Source organism: Mycobacterium sp. NS-7484 (genome assembly GCF_001953975.1).
In the GTDB taxonomy this organism is placed as follows: Bacteria; Actinomycetota; Actinomycetes; order Mycobacteriales; family Mycobacteriaceae; genus Mycobacterium.
Map to the genome: position 1 here is coordinate 25059 of NZ_MBEJ01000130.1, position 15211 is coordinate 40269.

Below are 15211 nucleotides of genomic sequence, written 5' to 3' on the forward strand. Positions count from 1 at the left end.
GAGACGCTGCCGGGGTGTTTGCGCCGAGAAGCCACCGAACCGTTGGCATCGCCCTGGGGTTCGTGGCCGACGCGCTGCTCGGTGATCCGCGTCGCGGGCATCCGGTGGCCGGTTTCGGAACGGCCGCCGCACGGTTGGAAGCGCTGACCTACGCCGACAACCGGCGCGCCGGCGTGCTGCACACCGGGTTGCTGTTGGGTGCGCTGGCCGCGCTGGGCTGGGCGGCCGGCCGTGGTGACCGTGCGTGGGTGACCGCGGCGGCCACCTACGTCGCCCTCGGCGGCACCTCCCTGAACCGGGTGGGCAGCCAGATGGCCACGCTGCTGCAGGGCGACGACATCGATGGGGCACGCGCCCTGCTGCCCTCGTTGTGTGGACGCGATCCGGCTGCCCTGGACGCCTCGGGCCTGACCCGGGCCACCGTGGAGTCCTTGGCGGAGAACACCTCCGACGCGCAGGTGGCCCCGCTGTTCTGGGCGGCGATCGCCGGGGTTCCCGGCGTGCTGGTGTACCGGGGTGCCAACACGCTCGACGCCATGATCGGACACCGCTCGCCGCGGTATACCCGATTCGGTTGGGCCGCAGCCCGATTCGACGACGTGCTGAACTACCTGCCAGCCCGGTTGACCGGGGTGCTGGCCGCGGTGTGCGCGCCGACCGTGGACGGGTCGCCCCGCGCGGCGCTACGGGCCTGGCGACGCGACGCCGCCCGTCACCCCAGCCCCAACGCCGGAGTGGCCGAGGCCTCCTTCGCCGGCGCGCTCGGGTTGCGCCTGGGCGGGCCGACGCAATACGCGCATCAGCTGGAGATCCGGCCCACCCTCGGCGACGGACGCGTCCCCGACGTGGCCGATGTGGCCCGCGCGGTCCGTCTTTCGCGCGCCGTACAACTGGGCGCGGCCCTGGTCGCCGTCGCGCTCAGCGCCGCTTGCCGTAGCGGTCGGCGATCTTCTCCTCGGCGGTGAGTTCGCGGGGCGGGGCGGCCGCCTCGGCCTGCTTGGCCGCCCGTTCCCGACGGCGCTGCTGAAGCTCCGCGTAGACGAAATAGCCCAACCCGAGCGGGGCGACGATGCCGAACGCGATCCACTGGATGCCGTAGGACAGGAACGGCCCGGCGTCGAGGTGGGGCAGGGAAAGCTCCCCGAGCCCGCCGGGTTGACCGCCCACCAGTTGCAGGTACGAGCCGGTCAACGCCACGCCGGTGAGGGAGGCGATCTGGCCGGTGTTGATCGAATACACCTGCTGCGCACCGTCCTCGCTGCGGAACGGTTCCTTGCCGACGGCCAGCGCCTCGGAATCGCGCAGGCGCGCAGTGATGGTCACCGGAGTGCTCGGTGGCGGGGCGAACTCGGGCACCTTGCTTCCCTCGACCGGACGGATGTAGCCCCGGTTCACCAGCACCACCGGGCCACCGTCCACCGCGAACGGGGTGAGCACTTCAAAGGCCGGCTCGCCGTCGACCACTCGCAGCCGGGCCAGCACCTGCGCCTCGGGTAGGTAGTGGCCGGTGGCGGTGACGCGTTGCCACTGTGCGTCGGGTGCAGCCGAATCCTGGTGCGGCAGCAGGCTGGTCACCGGAACCGGATCGGCCTGCAGCGAGTGGCTGATCTGGTTGTTCTCCCGCGAGGTCTTGGTGTTTTTGCCCAACTGCCAGGGCGCCAGGACCGTGAAGCACAGATAGGCGAACGCGGCCACCACGATGAACAACGCCACCCACTGGGGCCGCAGCAGGAAGGTCAGGCGTCGCATCAGACCAGAATCCCCCGGGCGGCCAGCTCGGCGTCGACCCAGGCATGCAAGCCGGGCAGCGAGGCCTCGATCACGGTGAACGCCTCCTCGAAGTCGGACTTGGCGCCGTAGTACGGATCCTCCACATCGGGCACGTGGGCACCCGAGCGCGGGTCGAAGGAGCGCAGCATCCGCACCCGGTCTGCTGCCACGCCGAGATCGGTCAGGATGCGCAGATGGTTGCGGCCCAGTGCCACGACCAGATCGGCGCCCAGATGGTCGTCGCACACCTGCGCGGCGACGTGCTCGCTGGGATAGCCGCGCTCGCGCAACACCAGGCAGGCACGCTCGTCGGCGCCGTCGCCGGCATGCCAGCCGCCGGTGCCGGCGCTGCTCACCCGGACCACCTCGGAAAGCCCGCGCTCACGGATCTGGTGGGCGAACATCTTCTCGGCCATCGGGGACCGGCAGATGTTGCCCGAGCACACGAACGTCACATGCAATGGCTCAGACACCGAGCACCTCGCGCAACGCCGAAATGGAGTCGACGTGGGCATGGGCGACCACCGCCGAGGGCCCGGTGAAATCGCCGGCCCCATAGCCCCAGCCGACCACCACGGTGTCGATGCCGTGCTGGGCCGCGCCCTCGACGTCGTGCAGCCGGTCACCGACCATCAGCACCCCCTGCGGCAGCGGCTGCAGCTGCGCCAGCGCGTAGGCCACCACGTCGGCCTTGGCCGCGCGGACACCGTCGGGGCTGGCCCCGGCGATCACCTCGAAGTAGCCGTCGAGCCCGAAATGCTCCAGGATGCGCCGTGCGGTGGGCTCGGCCTTCGAGGTGGCCACCGCCAACCGCACCCCCGAGGCCTGCAGATCGGCCAGCAGTGTGTCGACCCCGTCGAACAGGCTGTTCATTGCCCAGCCGCGGCTGGTGTAGTCGGACCGGTAGGCCGCGATGGCGGCGTCGGCGTCAAAGCTCGTCTCACCCGCGCTCAGCAGCCGCAACGTCTCGTGCATGGGCGGGCCGACGATGCGACCGGCCAGATCCCCTTCCGGGACGTCGGCGCCCACGTGGGACAGGGCGTGGCGGAAACTCGACACGATTCCGGCCGCAGAATCGGTCAGGGTGCCGTCGAGATCGAACAGCACCAGCTGCGGTCGAGTGAGCTCCAGCGTGTCAGTCACGTGCCCATTCTCCCGCAGTCCTCCGGATGCCCAGCTGGGCGGCCCGACCATTAGGGTCGTGCTGTGCTGTGCCCACCCTCCGGCGGGACCCGTGCCGCGGCCCGCTATCACGGCGACCAGGCCGCCGTGCCGGGCATGCTGGACTTCGCCGTCAACGTCCGCCCGGGCGGTCCACCGGCCTGGCTGACCGACCGGTTGGCCGCGCGGCTGCCTGATCTGGGCAGCTACCCGAGCCAGGCCGATCAGAGCCGGGCCGTTGAGGCGGTCGCCGCGCGCCACGGTCGCGATAGAGACGAGGTGGCCCTGCTGGCCGGCGGAGCCGAAGGCTTTGCCCTGCTGGCCGGGCTGCGGCCGGTTCATGCGCGATCCGCCTCCGCTACTCGCTGGAAATTGGCCGCCCTGATCGCGCCGTCGTTCACCGAACCGGAAGCGGTGCTGGAGACGGCCGGGGTGCCGATCCACCACGTCGTGCTGCCCGCGCCGTTCACCCTGACCGGCGGAGTCGTGCCGGACGAGGCCGACCTGGTGGTGATCGGCAACCCGACCAATCCGACCGGGGTGTTGCACCGTCGCGAGGAGATCCTGGCCCTGCGCCGTCCGGGCCGGCTGGTGGTCGTCGACGAGGCCTTCGCCGACGCCGTCGCGGGCGAGGCCGAGACGCTGACCGGCGAATCGCTACCCGACGTGCTGGTGCTGCGCAGTCTCACCAAGACCTGGGCGCTGGCCGGGCTGCGCGTCGGTTACGCCCTCGGCGCGCCGGACGTGCTGGCCCGGCTGACCGCGCCGCGCGCGCACTGGCCGCTGGGGACCCTGCAACTGGAGGCCATCGCCGCGGCGAGCAGCCCCGAGGCCGTGGCCGAGGCCGACGACCGGGCCCGCCGGCTCGCCGACCTGCGCGCCGCGATGACTGCCGGCCTCCGTGACCTCGGGCTGGACGTGGTATCCGGGGCCGCGCCGTTTGTCCTGTTCACCGTGCCCGACGCCGAGTTGATGCGAAAACATCTGGAAAGCAAGGGTATTGCGGTGCGCCGCTGCGATACGTTCGTGGGCCTGCCGGCTGGTTACCTGCGTGCCGCGGTGCGGCCGGAATGGCCGGTGCTGGTCGACGCCATGACGGAGGTGCTGCAATGAATGGGGTCCGCCTGTCCGAGGTGATCGCGGCGTTGGACGCGGCCTACCCGCCACATCTGGCCCACGACTGGGACTCGGTGGGGTTGGTGTGCGGCGATCCCGACGAACCGGTGGAATCGGTGACGATCGCCGTCGACGCCACCGAATCCGTGATCGACGAGGTGCCCGAACGGGGGCTGTTGCTGGCCCACCATCCGCTGCTGTTGCGCGGGGTGGACACCGTGGCTGCCGATACCGCCAAAGGTTCACTGATCCACCGGCTGATCCGCACCGGCCGCGCCCTGTTCACCGCGCACACCAACGCCGATTCGGCCTCGCCGGGGGTGTCCGACGCCTTGGCCCAGGCCCTCGGCCTGAGCGTCGAGGCGGTGCTCTCGCCTGCGACGCCGGGCCCGGATCTGGACAAGTGGGTGGTGTTCGTGCCGGGCTCCGATGCCGAGAAGGTGCGCGACGCCATGTTCGACGCCGGAGCCGGGCGCATCGGTGACTACTCGCACTGCAGTTGGAGTACGACGGGAACCGGGCAGTTCCTGCCGCACGACGGCGCCGACCCGACGATCGGTGTGGTGGGCACTGTCGAACAGGTGACCGAGGACCGGGTGGAGATGATCGCGCCGTCGGCGTTGCGTGCCGCGGTGCTGGCCGCGCTGCGACGCGCGCACCCCTATGAGGAGCCGGCCTTCGACATCGTCGCGCTGGCACCGATCCCCGGCGACGTGGGTATCGGCCGGATCGGGGTACTGGATCGTCCGGAACCGTTGTCCGTCTTCGCCTCCCGGGTGCGTGCCGCGTTGCCGGCCACCTCGTGGGGAGTACGGACCTCCGGCGATCCCGACGCGATGGTGTCGCGGGTTGCGGTCTGCGGGGGAGCGGGTGATTCACTGTTGGGCGCGGTGGCCCGCGCCGGCGTACAGGCGTATGTCACCTCGGATTTGCGTCACCACCCCGCCGACGAGCATCGTCGGGCCTCGTCGGTGGCCCTCGTCGACGTGGCGCACTGGGCCAGTGAGTTCCCGTGGTGTGCCCAGGCGGCCGGGGTGCTGCGCGGACGGTTCGGTGACGCCGTGGACGTCCGGGTGAGCTCGGTGCGTACCGACCCGTGGAACGTCGAGTGTTGAACGCAAAGACGCAGCAACGCAGGAAAACTAGTAGCTACATGAAAGTCAGGGCATGAAAGCCGAAGTAAAACAACAACGTTCGCTTCTCGCGCTGACCGAGGTCGATGCCGAACTCGGGCGTCTCGACCATCGGGCCAAACATCTGGCCGAGCAGAAACAGGTGGATGAGGCACAGGCCGAGCACGCCGCGGCGAACGACGGCCTGGCCGTCCTGGGCATCGCGTTGGAGGATCTGGATGCCCAGGTGACCAAGCTGGAAAACGAGATCGACTCCGTGCGTCAGCGCGAAGATCGCGACCGGAAGCTGATCGACGGTGGCACGGTGGGCGCCAAGCAGGTCGCCGAGATTCAACACGAGCTGGAAACGTTGGAGCGCAGGCAATCCAGCCTGGAGGACTCTCTGCTGGAGATCATGGAACGCCGCGAAGAGCTGGCGGGCCGGCAGGCCGAGGCGTTGCAGCGCATCGACGAACTGCAGACCGCGTTGTCGACGGCCCAGCAGGCCCGGGATGCCGCGCTGGTGGAGATCGACCAGTCCCGCCACCAGGCAGTGACGCGCCGCGACGGTCTGGTGAACCTCATCGACGGCGAACTCGTCGAGCTCTACGAACGTCAGCGGGCCCGTGGCGGCCCGGGGGCCGGGTTGCTGCAGGGCCGGCGCTGCGGTGCCTGCCGCATCGAGATCGACCGCGGTGAGAGCGCCCGCATTGCCGCCGCCGCCGAGGACGACGTGCTGCGCTGCCCCGAATGCGGGGCAATCCTGTTGCGGATCAAGCCGTGAAGGTAGTGGTCGAAGCCGACGGCGGTTCCCGAGGCAACCCGGGGCCGGCGGGCTACGGCGCGGTGGTGTTCGACGCCGAGCATGCCGCGATACTGGCCGAGCGCAAGGAGTCGATCGGCCGGGCCACCAACAATGTCGCCGAATACCGGGGCCTGATCGCCGGATTGGAGGCGGCCGCCGAATTGGGCGCCGTCGAGGTGGCGGTCTCGATGGACTCCAAGCTGGTGGTCGAACAGATGTCGGGACGTTGGAAGGTCAAGCATCCCGATCTGGTTCCGTTGCAGCGCCGGGCTGTCGAGGTGGCCGAGGGTTTCGAGCGGATCAGCTACACGTGGATCCCGCGGGCCCGCAACAGCCATGCCGACCGGTTGGCCAATGAGGCCATGGACGCCGCGGCCGGCATCGTGACCGACCCGCCGGCGGCCGAACCTGTTGCCGCCGAGAAGCCGATGTTGTCCGCACCCGGATGGACCGGCGCCACCGGCGCACCCACGCGGTTTCTGCTGCTGCGTCACGGCCAGACCGAACTGTCGATCGCGCGGCGCTATTCGGGCCGCGGGAACCCGGTACTGACCGAGGAGGGACGCCGGCAGGCCGACGCCGCAGCACGGTATCTGGGGGCCCGAGGCGGCGTCGCGGCGGTGCTGACCTCCCCACTGGAGCGCGCCTATGACACCGCGACGGCCGCGGCCAAGGCTCTCGGGGTCGACGTCCGAGTCGATGACGATCTGATCGAAACCGACTTCGGCGAGTGGGAGGGATTGACTTTTGCCGAAGCGGCGCAACGGGATCCGGAACTGCACCGGCGTTGGCTGCGGGATACCAGCGTCGAGCCGCCGGGTGGGGAGAGCTTCGACGCGGTGGCGCACCGGGTGCGCCGGGCTCGCGACCGCATCATCGACGAGTACGGTGCGGCAACGGTTTTGGTGGTCTCGCACGTGACACCGATCAAGACCATCCTGCGGCTGGCCCTGGATGCCGGCGAGGGAATCCTGTACCGGCTGCATCTGGACCTGGCGTCCCTGTCCATCGCCGAGTTCTACGCCGACGGCGGCTCGTCGGTGCGCCTGGTGAACCAGACCGCCTACCTGTAGATCAGGCGTGCAGGTGTAGCTGCTCGCCGTGCGGCCCCAGGATGGTGATGGCCTCGACCGGTCCGTCGACCACTCCGAACCAGTGCGGTGTCCACGTCGAGAACTCCACGGCCTCACCGGGTTTGACGATGAAATCCTGTTCGCCGAGGATCAGCCGCAGCTGCCCGGACAGCACGTACATCCAGTCGCGGCCCTCGTGTACGGGAAACTCCGCGGGCGGTTTGCGGCGTCTGGCGCTGATCCTGATCTTGTAGGCGTGCAGCCCGGCCGCCGGACCGTGGCGGGTCAACGGCCAGTAGGTGATGTCGTGGTGGGTGTGTGAGGCACCGGACACCCGGGGATCTTCGGCTTGCGGCGGGCGCAGTAACTCGTCGGTGGTGACCGACAGGGCGGTGGCCAACCGGGGCAAGTGATCCAGCGCCAGCCGGCGCTTGCCCGATTCCAGCCGGCTCAGCGTCGAGACGTCGATCTGGGCGCGCCGCGCGACGTCCTCCAGGGTGAGGCCCCGTTCGGCGCGCAATTCGCGCAATCGGCGCCGGACCAGGGCGTCGATGTCGCCGGACTCGGCCGCATTTGCCTGCATGGCAAATTAGCTTGGCACTTTGGCGCATGTTCGGCAAGCTCGATGGCATGGAAAACGTTTGGGATTGCATCGTCGTCGGTGGGGGAGCGGCCGGTCTGAGCGCCGCGCTGGTACTGGGCCGGGCCCGGCGCCGGGTGTTGCTCGTCGACGCGGGAACGCAAAGCAACCTGACTGCCCACGGGATCGGCGGTCTGCTGGGCCACGACGGCCGTCCGCCCGCCGAACTCTATGCGGCCGGCCGCGCTGAGCTGGTGGCCTATCCGAGCGTCGAGGTGCGCACCGGTGAGGTGGTGCACGGGCATGCGGGTTTCGAACTCGAGCTCGGCGATGGCACCCGCGAGCGGGCCAGGACCGTACTGCTGGCCACCGGCATGGAGTACCGGCCGCCGCGGCTTGCCGGCCTCGAAAAGCTCTGGGGCACCTCGGTTTTCCATTGCCCGTTCTGCGATGGCTGGGAGAACCGCGACAAGCCGCTCGCGGTGATCGCCCAGGGTGATCGCGCGGTGCACATGGCGCTGATGCTGCGGGGCTGGACAGACGATGTCGTGGTCCTGACCGACGGCGACCGTGGCTTGGACGAAGGGCAGGCCAAGAAGCTGGACGCGGCCGGAATCGGCGTCGACGAACGGGCGATCACCGAATTGATCGCTCAGGACGGTGAATTGGTGGCCGTGGAGTTCACCGACGGCACCCGGCTGGACCGACGCGGCGCGCTGGTGGCCGCCACCCTGCACCAACGTTCGCCGCTGGCCGCGCAGCTCGGCGCGGTCTCGGCGCCCGGACCGATCGTCGCCGACGGCCTGATCGTCGACGCGTTCGCCCGCACCTCGGTGCCGGGTCTGTTCGCCGCCGGCGACCTGTGCGCCCAGATGCCGCAGGTGGCCGCCGCGGTGGCCTCCGGCAGCCAGGCCGCCGCCGCCATCGTCCAGCATCTGCTCGGTGAAGACGTCGGCCTTCCCGTGCCGCCGTGGCCGGCGCAGACCGCCGTCACCGCCCAATTCTGGGAACGGCACTACGGTCAGCGCGGTCAGATCTGGAGCGGCCGGGTCAATGCCCAACTGGCGAAGATCGCCGCAGACCTGCCGGCCGGCCGTGTGTTGGATCTGGGCTGCGGGGAGGGTGGCGACGCCGTCTGGCTGGCCGAACAGGGCTGGCAGGTGACCGCCGTCGACGTCTCGGAGACCGCCCTCACGCGCGCCGCTGCCGAAGCCCGGAAACGGGGCGTGGCGGACCGCGTCACGTTCGAACGGCACGATCTGGCCGAGAGCTTGCCGGACGGGCCCTTCGACCTGGTCTCCGCGCAGTTCCTGCAATCGCCGCTTTTCATGGATCGCGTCGACATGTTGCGTCGCGCAGCCGGTACGGTGGCCGGCGGTGGCCGTCTCGTTGTCGTCGACCACGGAGCCGCACCGCCCTGGGCGCCCGAACACGTCCGGACGTTCCCGTTCCCGAGTGCTCAGGACGTGGTCGACTCGCTGGACCTCGACGACGCTGAATGGGAACGGGTCCGGGTCGGCAGCGAGGAGCGGGAGGCGACCGGGCCTGATGGGCAACCGGGCACCCTGATCGACAACGTGATGGTGCTGCGCCGTCGGGGATAGGCCCCGATCGCCCGCCGTTTTCGACCCCAGGGCGGTAACTTTCGACGAGGAACAACCATGATGTCGAAAACGGTGGGCCCGTCGCGGTACGGTGATCAGCGCGAACGAGTTGGCTGGGCGGCTGCGGCACCGGAGAAATCCGGCGTCGAGGAAAGTCCGGACTTCACAGAGCAGGGTGATTGCTAACGGCAATCCGAGGTGACTCGCGGGAAAGTGCCACAGAAAACAGACCGCCAGCAATGGTAAGGGTGAAACGGTGCGGTAAGAGCGCACCAGCATCCCGGGTGACCGGGGTGGCTAGGCAAACCCCACCCGAAGCAAGGCCAAGAAGGCCGCAACCTGGTTGCGGTCGCGCAGGCGCCCGAGGGTTGCTCGCCCGAGCCTGCGGGTAGGCCGCTTGAGGCACCCGGTGACGGTGTGTCCAGATGGATGGTCGCCGTCTTACCCTCAGGGGTGAGAGACAGAATCCGGCTTACAGGCCAACTCGTTCGCCCCAGCCCTAGTGGGCTTTACGGACCGCCTTGTCCAGCTTCTTGAGCGCATCGGCCAGCAGCGCCCGCGACTGCTGGGCCAGCTCGTCCTCCTGCCGGTAGAGCAGTCCGTAGGTGAAAGTGTCCTCGCCGGCGGCGTGGGCGGCGTCGGCCTGGGTGCTCAGGTGGGCCTTGCTCACCACGCTGTCCTGGTGGTCGCCGAGCAGGGTCTGGATGCTCTTGGCGCGTTCGGACACCTTGTCTGCCCCGGTGGCGGCCGCGGTGTAGCGAAGCCGCTTGGCGCCCTTGCGAATTCGATGCAGGGCCTCGTCCTTCTCCGCGGCGTCGGCATCCTCGGCCGCCACCTTGGCTGCGGACTTGGCGGCCTTGCGCACCCTCTTGTACGCCGCGTCGATCTTCACCGAAGGCCGTGCCCGGTCGGCGGATTCGGGCTGCTCGGCGGTCACCAACTCATCCAGGGCGTCCAGCAGCCGGAAGTACCGTGGCGAGCGCATCGCCAGCAGGGAGCGCCGCAGGCCGGCGGTGTAGCGGCGGTTGGCGCCTTCGACCAGCCGTTCGCGCACCGGGCCGCGGACCAGTTCGGGAGGCAGTTCGTCGAGTGCGCGCTGATAGCGCTCGGCCAGCACCTCGGCGTCGCGTGCCACGCCGAGCACCGCGGCCAGGGCACGCAGTTCGTCGAGCACCCATCCGTGTTCGTCGAGTCCGAACGAGTCTTTGGAGGCCTGCAGCAGGCTGCGGATCTTGCGGGTGGTCACCCGCATCTGATGCACCGAGTCGTAGGCGTCCGCGCGCACGGCCCGGTCCCAGACCAGTAGCGCCTCGATCTGCTCGGCGATGGCTCGGTGCACCGGGTCGGCCGGCGGCTGCGGTGCCGGCAGTTGATCGGTGCCGAGCACCTTGGCCAGCTTCGAGCCGTGCCCGGCGGGAGCCGCTCCGGCGTCGGCCAACCGGTTCGCCAGCCGATCCATCAGGTCCTTGGGTGCCGTGCTGGTCGACGCGGGCAGCAGTTCCAACTCCCACTCGCGCCAGCTCTGTTGCTCGGCGTCCGCTCCGGCGGCCGAGGCGGTGACCCGGTCATCGCAGAACTCCGCCAGCGGCGTGCCGTCGGCCCCGTGCAGCACCTCGATCCGCCGCTCGGTGCTGATCCGGGCCACCGGGGCCAGCGGGCGGTCCCGCACGATCGCCAGCACGATGTCGCGGAGATCCTCGGGCACCGTGTCTGTCGACGTACCGAGAGGAGCGCGCACCTCGGTACGGGTGTCGGGGCCGGCGGGCAGCTTCAGATGCCAGCCGGCATCACTGCCGCCGGTGCGGCGCCGCAGCGTGATCCGGTGCGCCGCCAGGTCCCGACCGGGGGTGTCGAAGTACACCGCATCGAGTTGCTGTGCGCCCGAACGGATCACCTCGGCGATGGCCGACAACCCGTCGAACGACGGCGATACCGTGTCCTCGGCGACCGCGAACTTGCGTTCGATTTCGGTGTACCTGGCGGTCTTGGGCTTGCCGGGGGCCATAGTCACCTTCGCTTGCGCCGGAGGCGGGAAATCGGATGGCACCAGCGTGCCACATCCCCTCAGGCGTCACGACCGATACATCTCTTAGGGTTGCTGCATGGGGGATGGCACGACTCCGAACGCCGGTGCCGGACGCGGACGTCCGCGTCTGGAGCAGCCGCGCCGCCCGGGCCGCACCGCCCGCGAGGAGATCCTCGACGCCGCGGCCGAGTTGTTCACCAACCACGGCTACGCCAGCACCTCAACCCGGCGGATCGCCGACGCGGTCGGGGTGCGGCAGGCGTCGCTGTACCACCATTTCGCCACCAAGGACGACATCCTCGACGCACTGCTGGGCGGAACGGTCGACGAGGCCTTGCGATTGGGCACCGAAATGCTCGAAGCTCAGGGCCCGGCGGTCCAGCGCCTGCACACGCTCGTCATCGCCGATGCCCACCAACTCTGCGCCGGCCGGTGGAACCTCGGCGCGCTGTATCTGCTGCCCGAGCTGCGCACCGACCGGTTCGAGCCGTTCCGCCGCCGCCGGGCCGAATTGCGTGCGGTCTACCGCAGCCTGTCCGAGGCGGTGATCGCCGAATGCGCGGGCCCGCCCGACGCCGCCGACCTGCCGTTCCGTTTGGTGGAATCGGTGATCAACTGCCGTTCCGACGACGTCGAGAGCACACCCGCGCAGCCGTGGGTGATCGGGGAGGGTGCGCTGCGCCTCCTCGGGTTCGACGGCGATTTCGCCCCGCTGGTGCGCGCCACGGCGGTTCGGCTGGGTGTGCAACCACCTCAACGGCCGGCCCGCTAAAGTGCGGACGTGACCGAGCCCACGTATGAAGCCATCTCGTTCGAGCAGTCCGGCGCCGTCGCGCACATCACGCTGAACCGGCCGGACGCCGCGAATGGCATGAACGACACCATGACTCGCGAGCTCGCCGACGCCGCGCGCCGCTGCGACACCCCCGCGACGAAGGCCGTGGTGCTGACCGGTGCCGGTCGTTTCTTCTGCGCGGGCGGCGATCTCAAATCATTCGCCACCGCTCCGGACCGGGGTCGGTTCATCAAGGGCGTCGCAGACGATCTGCACCAGGCCATCTCGTCGTTCGCCCGGATGGATGCCGTGCTGATCACGGCGGTCAACGGCACCGCGGCCGGCGCCGGATTCAGCCTCGCGGTGGCCGGTGACCTGGTGGTGGCCGCCGAATCCGCGACTTTCACCATGGCCTACACCAAGGTGGGGCTGAGCCCCGACGGCAGCGCCTCCTACCACCTGCCGCGCCTGGTCGGCCTGCGTCGGGCACAGGAACTCATCCTGACCAACCGCACGCTCTCGGCCACCGAGGCCCTGGAGTGGGGACTGCTCACCGACGTCGTCGCCGACGACGAACTGGGCAGCCGGGCAGCGAAGCTGGCCGAGCAGGTGGCCGCCGGATCCGGTGGGTCCAACGGCGCGGTCAAGTCACTGCTGGTGTCCTCGTTCAAGAACAGCCTCGAAGAGCAGATGGTGGCCGAAGCCCGGTTCATCGCCGAGCGAGCCAACTCCGCAGACGGCCGCGAGGGCGTGGATGCGTTCCTGGCCAAGCGACGGGCGGAGTTCGCTTAGATCGCGAGATCCGCCGGCAGCTCGATCTCGGCCACGGCCAGGTTCTCCTCCAGATGCTCGACCGACGAGGTGCCCGGGATCAGCAGCACGTTGGGCGCGACATTCAGCGTCCAGGCCAACGCGATCTGCGCCGGCGTCCGACCCAGCTCACCGGCGACCCGCCGGATCTCCGGGTGGCCCAGCACCGGATTGTCGGGGGCGAACGCCGAACCCAGCGGAAAGAACGGGACGAACGCGATGTTGCGTTCGCTGCACAGCTCGAGCACCGGTTGCGAGCTGCGGTCGGCGAGGTTGTAGGCATTCTGCACGCACGCGATTTCGGTACGTTTGAGCGCGATCTCCAGATGTTCGCGACAGATGTTGCTCAGCCCGATCCCGGCGATCAGGCCCTCGTCGCGCGCGGCGATCATGGTGTCCAGTTGCCGTTCGAACAAGGGACGGTCGACGTCGGCGGCAGCGCCGAGGCCGGCCCCGAAGACCCTCAGGTTGACCGCGGCAAGCTGGTCGACGGCCAGGGTGCGCAGGTTCTCTTCGAGGTCTCGGCGCAGCTCGTCGGGCTGCTGGGCCGGTAGCCAGTTGGCCTGATCGTCACGTTTACCGCCGACCTTGCTGACCAGAGCCAGGTTCTCGGGGTAGGGGTGCAGCGCCTCCCGGATGAGTTCGTTGGCCACCGCAGGGCCGTAGATCTGCGCGGTGTCGATGTGGTCGACGCCGAGTTCGATGGCGCGCCGCAGCACCGCGATGGCTCGGTCATGGTCACGCGGTGGCCCGAAAACGCCTGGTCCGGGCAACTGCATGGCACCGAATCCGACCCGGTGAACGGTGTGCGAACCGATCTGGAACGTCTGAGGCAGAGACATGTCCGACCTTTCGTTAGATGTCTAACTATATGAGATCGAACTATATGAGCGCTGATATTCTCTGTCAACGAGACGAAGGGGGCCGATTCGTGGACGAGCAGCAGGCCGCGGCAGCGCTTGCCGACGCCTTCGGCCGCGCGGCCAAATCCGTGGTTCGGGCATTCGACGAACGGCTTGGCGACCGCGGGGTATCGACCCCGCGGTCCAAGCTGCTGGCCGAGATCGATCGGCTGCAGCCCGTGCGGTCGGCGGAGGTGGCCCGGGCCGTGGGCGTTACCCAGGCCACCGCGTCAACCCTGGTCGATGCGCTGGTCCGGGAAGGCTTGGTGGCCCGGGCTCCCGACGAAAACGACCGTCGCGCAGTGCAATTGACGACGACGGCGGCCGGGAGTGAACAAGCCCGTAGCTGGCGGGCCGATTACATCGCCGCCGCGCAGGAGATGTTCGCCGGCTTCACCGACGACGATAAGTCGCTGCTGACTCAGCTTCTCGACAAACTCGCCGACACGCTGAATCAGTAAGAGTGCTCCTCGGCCGGGAACACTCCGGCTGCCACATCACTCGCGTATTGGCTTGCCGCCCGGTGCAATTCACCGCCGACGTCGCCGAACCGCTTGACGAACTTGGCGGTCTTGCCGCTGGTGAGCCCGGCCATGTCCTGCCAGACCAGGACCTGCGCATCGCAATTGGGCCCCGCGCCGATGCCGACCGTCGGGATGGTCAGCTTGCCGGTGATCTGGGTGGCCAACTCGGCCGGCACCATCTCCAGCACCACCGCGATCGCGCCGGCCTCCTGCACCGCGATCGCGTCGTGGATGGTCTGCTCGGCGGCGTCGCCGCGGCCCTGCACGCGGAACCCGCCCAGGCCGTTGACGCTCTGCGGGGTGAAACCGATGTGGGCCACCACCGGGATGCCGGCAGCGCTCAGCGTGGCGATCTGATCGGCCATCCGCTCGCCGCCTTCGAGTTTGATCGCCTGCGCGCCCGTCTCCTTCATGAAGCGGGTGGCCGTCGCGAGGGCCTGCTGCGGGCTGGATTCGTAACTACCGAACGGCAGGTCGGCCACCACGAGGGCGTGCGGGGCGCCCTTGACGACCGCGCGAGCCAGCGGGATCAACTCGTCGATGCTGATCGGCACCGTGGTGTCGTAGCCGTACACCACGTTCGCCGCCGAGTCGCCGACGAGCAGCACCGGAATGCCGGCGTCGTCGAAGATTCGCGCACTGGAGTAGTCGTAACAGGTGAGCATCGCCCACTTGTGACCTTCGGACTTCCACTTCTGCAGCGTCAGCGTGCGCACCTTGGTGCGGGGTTTGGCTGACTCGGTGGCACCATAAACAGACTGTTCAGACATCATCGTCCTTTGTGATGGTCGGTTCGAAGCCTCGAGGCCGCCTCGCGGTCCCCGGGTTCGGCTGACATGCCAAGTCTGCCACTGCCGTCGATACCGGCAAAAGCAGGGTTTGAGTGGATTTCCTCACAGTCACGACACCGGGCCTTAACATCAGCGGCATGCAACGGCTCAGCGGACTCGACG

Annotated in this window: 16 protein-coding genes and 1 other RNA gene; 10 read left to right on the forward strand and 7 right to left on the reverse strand. The window is 69.2% G+C overall.

Features of this window, described 5'->3' with window-relative positions; translation table 11 throughout:
• The first annotated feature begins 14 nt into the window (after positions 1-14).
• Entirely contained in the window at positions 15-965 is a 951-nt protein-coding gene (locus tag A5733_RS24375; protein ID WP_076241960.1) for a cobalamin biosynthesis protein, read from the forward strand.
• Here the strand turns inward: A5733_RS24375 and A5733_RS24380 are convergent.
• From A5733_RS24380 to A5733_RS24390, 3 genes are read right to left on the reverse strand one after another with little or no spacing between them, the layout of a single operon-like run.
• On the reverse strand, positions 919-1749 hold the full coding sequence (locus tag A5733_RS24380) for an SURF1 family protein (protein WP_067774213.1): 831 nt from the start codon (positions 1747-1749) through the stop codon (positions 919-921). The two genes, A5733_RS24375 and A5733_RS24380, sit on opposite strands and share 47 nt — an antisense overlap.
• Positions 1749-2285 carry a low molecular weight protein-tyrosine-phosphatase gene (locus A5733_RS24385; RefSeq protein ID WP_369806754.1) on the reverse strand — a complete coding sequence of 179 codons (537 nt, stop codon included), beginning with the start codon at positions 2283-2285 and terminating at the stop codon, positions 1749-1751. The genes A5733_RS24380 and A5733_RS24385 overlap by 1 nt, the downstream gene beginning before the upstream one ends.
• Positions 2236-2913 carry an HAD-IA family hydrolase gene (locus tag A5733_RS24390; RefSeq protein WP_076241961.1) on the reverse strand — a complete coding sequence of 226 codons (678 nt, stop codon included), beginning with the start codon at positions 2911-2913 and terminating at the stop codon, positions 2236-2238. The genes A5733_RS24385 and A5733_RS24390 overlap by 50 nt, the downstream gene beginning before the upstream one ends.
• A 63-nt stretch (positions 2914-2976) precedes the next feature.
• Between A5733_RS24390 and cobC the strand changes: the two genes are divergently transcribed.
• The 4 genes from cobC to A5733_RS24410 are packed head-to-tail and all read left to right on the forward strand — an operon-like array spanning position 2977 to position 7037.
• Positions 2977-4044 carry an Rv2231c family pyridoxal phosphate-dependent protein CobC gene (cobC, locus tag A5733_RS24395; RefSeq protein ID WP_255376518.1) on the forward strand — a complete coding sequence of 356 codons (1068 nt, stop codon included), beginning with the start codon at positions 2977-2979 and terminating at the stop codon, positions 4042-4044.
• Positions 4041-5162, forward strand: coding sequence for a Nif3-like dinuclear metal center hexameric protein (locus A5733_RS24400; RefSeq protein WP_076241962.1), 1122 nt, complete (start codon positions 4041-4043; stop codon positions 5160-5162). The genes cobC and A5733_RS24400 overlap by 4 nt, the downstream gene beginning before the upstream one ends.
• Before the next feature lie 52 nt (positions 5163-5214).
• A complete protein-coding gene (locus A5733_RS24405; protein ID WP_067774225.1) occupies positions 5215-5943 on the forward strand; it encodes a zinc ribbon domain-containing protein in 729 nt (242 codons plus the stop codon).
• On the forward strand, positions 5940-7037 hold the full coding sequence (locus tag A5733_RS24410; RefSeq protein ID WP_076241963.1) for a bifunctional RNase H/acid phosphatase: 1098 nt from the start codon (positions 5940-5942) through the stop codon (positions 7035-7037). The genes A5733_RS24405 and A5733_RS24410 overlap by 4 nt, the downstream gene beginning before the upstream one ends.
• A gap of 1 nt (position 7038) precedes the next feature.
• Here the strand turns inward: A5733_RS24410 and A5733_RS24415 are convergent, their stop codons facing one another.
• On the reverse strand, positions 7039-7620 hold the full coding sequence (locus A5733_RS24415) for a helix-turn-helix domain-containing protein (protein WP_076241964.1): 582 nt from the start codon (positions 7618-7620) through the stop codon (positions 7039-7041).
• A 47-nt stretch (positions 7621-7667) separates the two neighbouring features.
• Here A5733_RS24415 and A5733_RS28255 point away from each other — a divergent pair, with 47 nt between their 5' ends.
• Positions 7668-9221: a bifunctional NAD(P)/FAD-dependent oxidoreductase/class I SAM-dependent methyltransferase gene (locus tag A5733_RS28255; RefSeq protein ID WP_076241990.1), complete on the forward strand. Its 1554-nt coding sequence runs from the start codon at positions 7668-7670 to the stop codon at positions 9219-9221.
• Positions 9222-9326: 105 nt separating this feature from the next.
• Positions 9327-9712: RNase P RNA component class A (gene rnpB, locus A5733_RS24425), an RNA gene on the forward strand.
• 8 nt (positions 9713-9720) lie between these two features.
• Here rnpB and A5733_RS24430 read toward each other — a convergent pair.
• Positions 9721-11226, reverse strand: a complete 1506-nt coding sequence (locus tag A5733_RS24430; RefSeq protein ID WP_076241965.1) for a CYTH and CHAD domain-containing protein — start codon at positions 11224-11226, stop codon at positions 9721-9723.
• A gap of 97 nt (positions 11227-11323) precedes the next feature.
• Here A5733_RS24430 and A5733_RS24435 point away from each other — a divergent pair, with 97 nt between their 5' ends.
• Positions 11324-12019: a TetR/AcrR family transcriptional regulator gene (locus A5733_RS24435; protein WP_076241966.1), complete on the forward strand. Its 696-nt coding sequence runs from the start codon at positions 11324-11326 to the stop codon at positions 12017-12019.
• Positions 12020-12028: 9 nt separating this feature from the next.
• On the forward strand, positions 12029-12814 hold the full coding sequence (locus A5733_RS24440; RefSeq protein WP_076241967.1) for an enoyl-CoA hydratase/isomerase family protein: 786 nt from the start codon (positions 12029-12031) through the stop codon (positions 12812-12814).
• Here the strand turns inward: A5733_RS24440 and A5733_RS24445 are convergent.
• Positions 12811-13674, reverse strand: coding sequence for an oxidoreductase (locus A5733_RS24445; RefSeq protein ID WP_076241968.1), 864 nt, complete (start codon positions 13672-13674; stop codon positions 12811-12813). The genes A5733_RS24440 and A5733_RS24445 overlap by 4 nt on opposite strands.
• Before the next feature lie 89 nt (positions 13675-13763).
• Here A5733_RS24445 and A5733_RS24450 point away from each other — a divergent pair, with 89 nt between their 5' ends.
• Complete coding sequence (locus tag A5733_RS24450) at positions 13764-14195, forward strand: MarR family winged helix-turn-helix transcriptional regulator (RefSeq protein ID WP_076241969.1); 432 nt, start codon at positions 13764-13766, stop codon at positions 14193-14195.
• On the opposite strand, the gene panB is transcribed toward A5733_RS24450, so the two are convergent.
• Positions 14189-15028, reverse strand: coding sequence for a 3-methyl-2-oxobutanoate hydroxymethyltransferase (gene panB / locus A5733_RS24455; RefSeq protein WP_067774406.1), 840 nt, complete (start codon positions 15026-15028; stop codon positions 14189-14191). The two genes, A5733_RS24450 and panB, sit on opposite strands and share 7 nt — an antisense overlap.
• Positions 15029-15211 lie beyond the last annotated feature (183 nt).

Bases quoted from the DNA above. Each gene is read 5' to 3' on its own strand.
- A5733_RS24380 (WP_067774213.1), bottom strand. From the start codon at position 1,749: ATGCGACGCCTGACCTTCCTGCTGCGGCCCCAGTGGGTGGCGTTGTTC.
- A5733_RS24385 (WP_369806754.1), bottom strand. From the start codon at position 2,285: ATGCCCACGTCGACTCCATTTCGGCGTTGCGCGAGGTGCTCGGTGTCT.
- A5733_RS24400 (WP_076241962.1), top strand. From the start codon at position 4,041: ATGAATGGGGTCCGCCTGTCCGAGGTGATCGCGGCGTTGGACGCGGCC.
- A5733_RS24405 (WP_067774225.1), top strand. From the start codon at position 5,215: ATGAAAGCCGAAGTAAAACAACAACGTTCGCTTCTCGCGCTGACCGAG.
- A5733_RS24415 (WP_076241964.1), bottom strand. From the start codon at position 7,620: ATGCAGGCAAATGCGGCCGAGTCCGGCGACATCGACGCCCTGGTCCGG.
- A5733_RS28255 (WP_076241990.1), top strand. From the start codon at position 7,668: ATGGAAAACGTTTGGGATTGCATCGTCGTCGGTGGGGGAGCGGCCGGT.
- A5733_RS24430 (WP_076241965.1), bottom strand. From the start codon at position 11,226: ATGGCCCCCGGCAAGCCCAAGACCGCCAGGTACACCGAAATCGAACGC.
- A5733_RS24435 (WP_076241966.1), top strand. From the start codon at position 11,324: ATGGGGGATGGCACGACTCCGAACGCCGGTGCCGGACGCGGACGTCCG.
- A5733_RS24445 (WP_076241968.1), bottom strand. From the start codon at position 13,674: ATGTCTCTGCCTCAGACGTTCCAGATCGGTTCGCACACCGTTCACCGG.
- panB (WP_067774406.1), bottom strand. From the start codon at position 15,028: ATGTCTGAACAGTCTGTTTATGGTGCCACCGAGTCAGCCAAACCCCGC.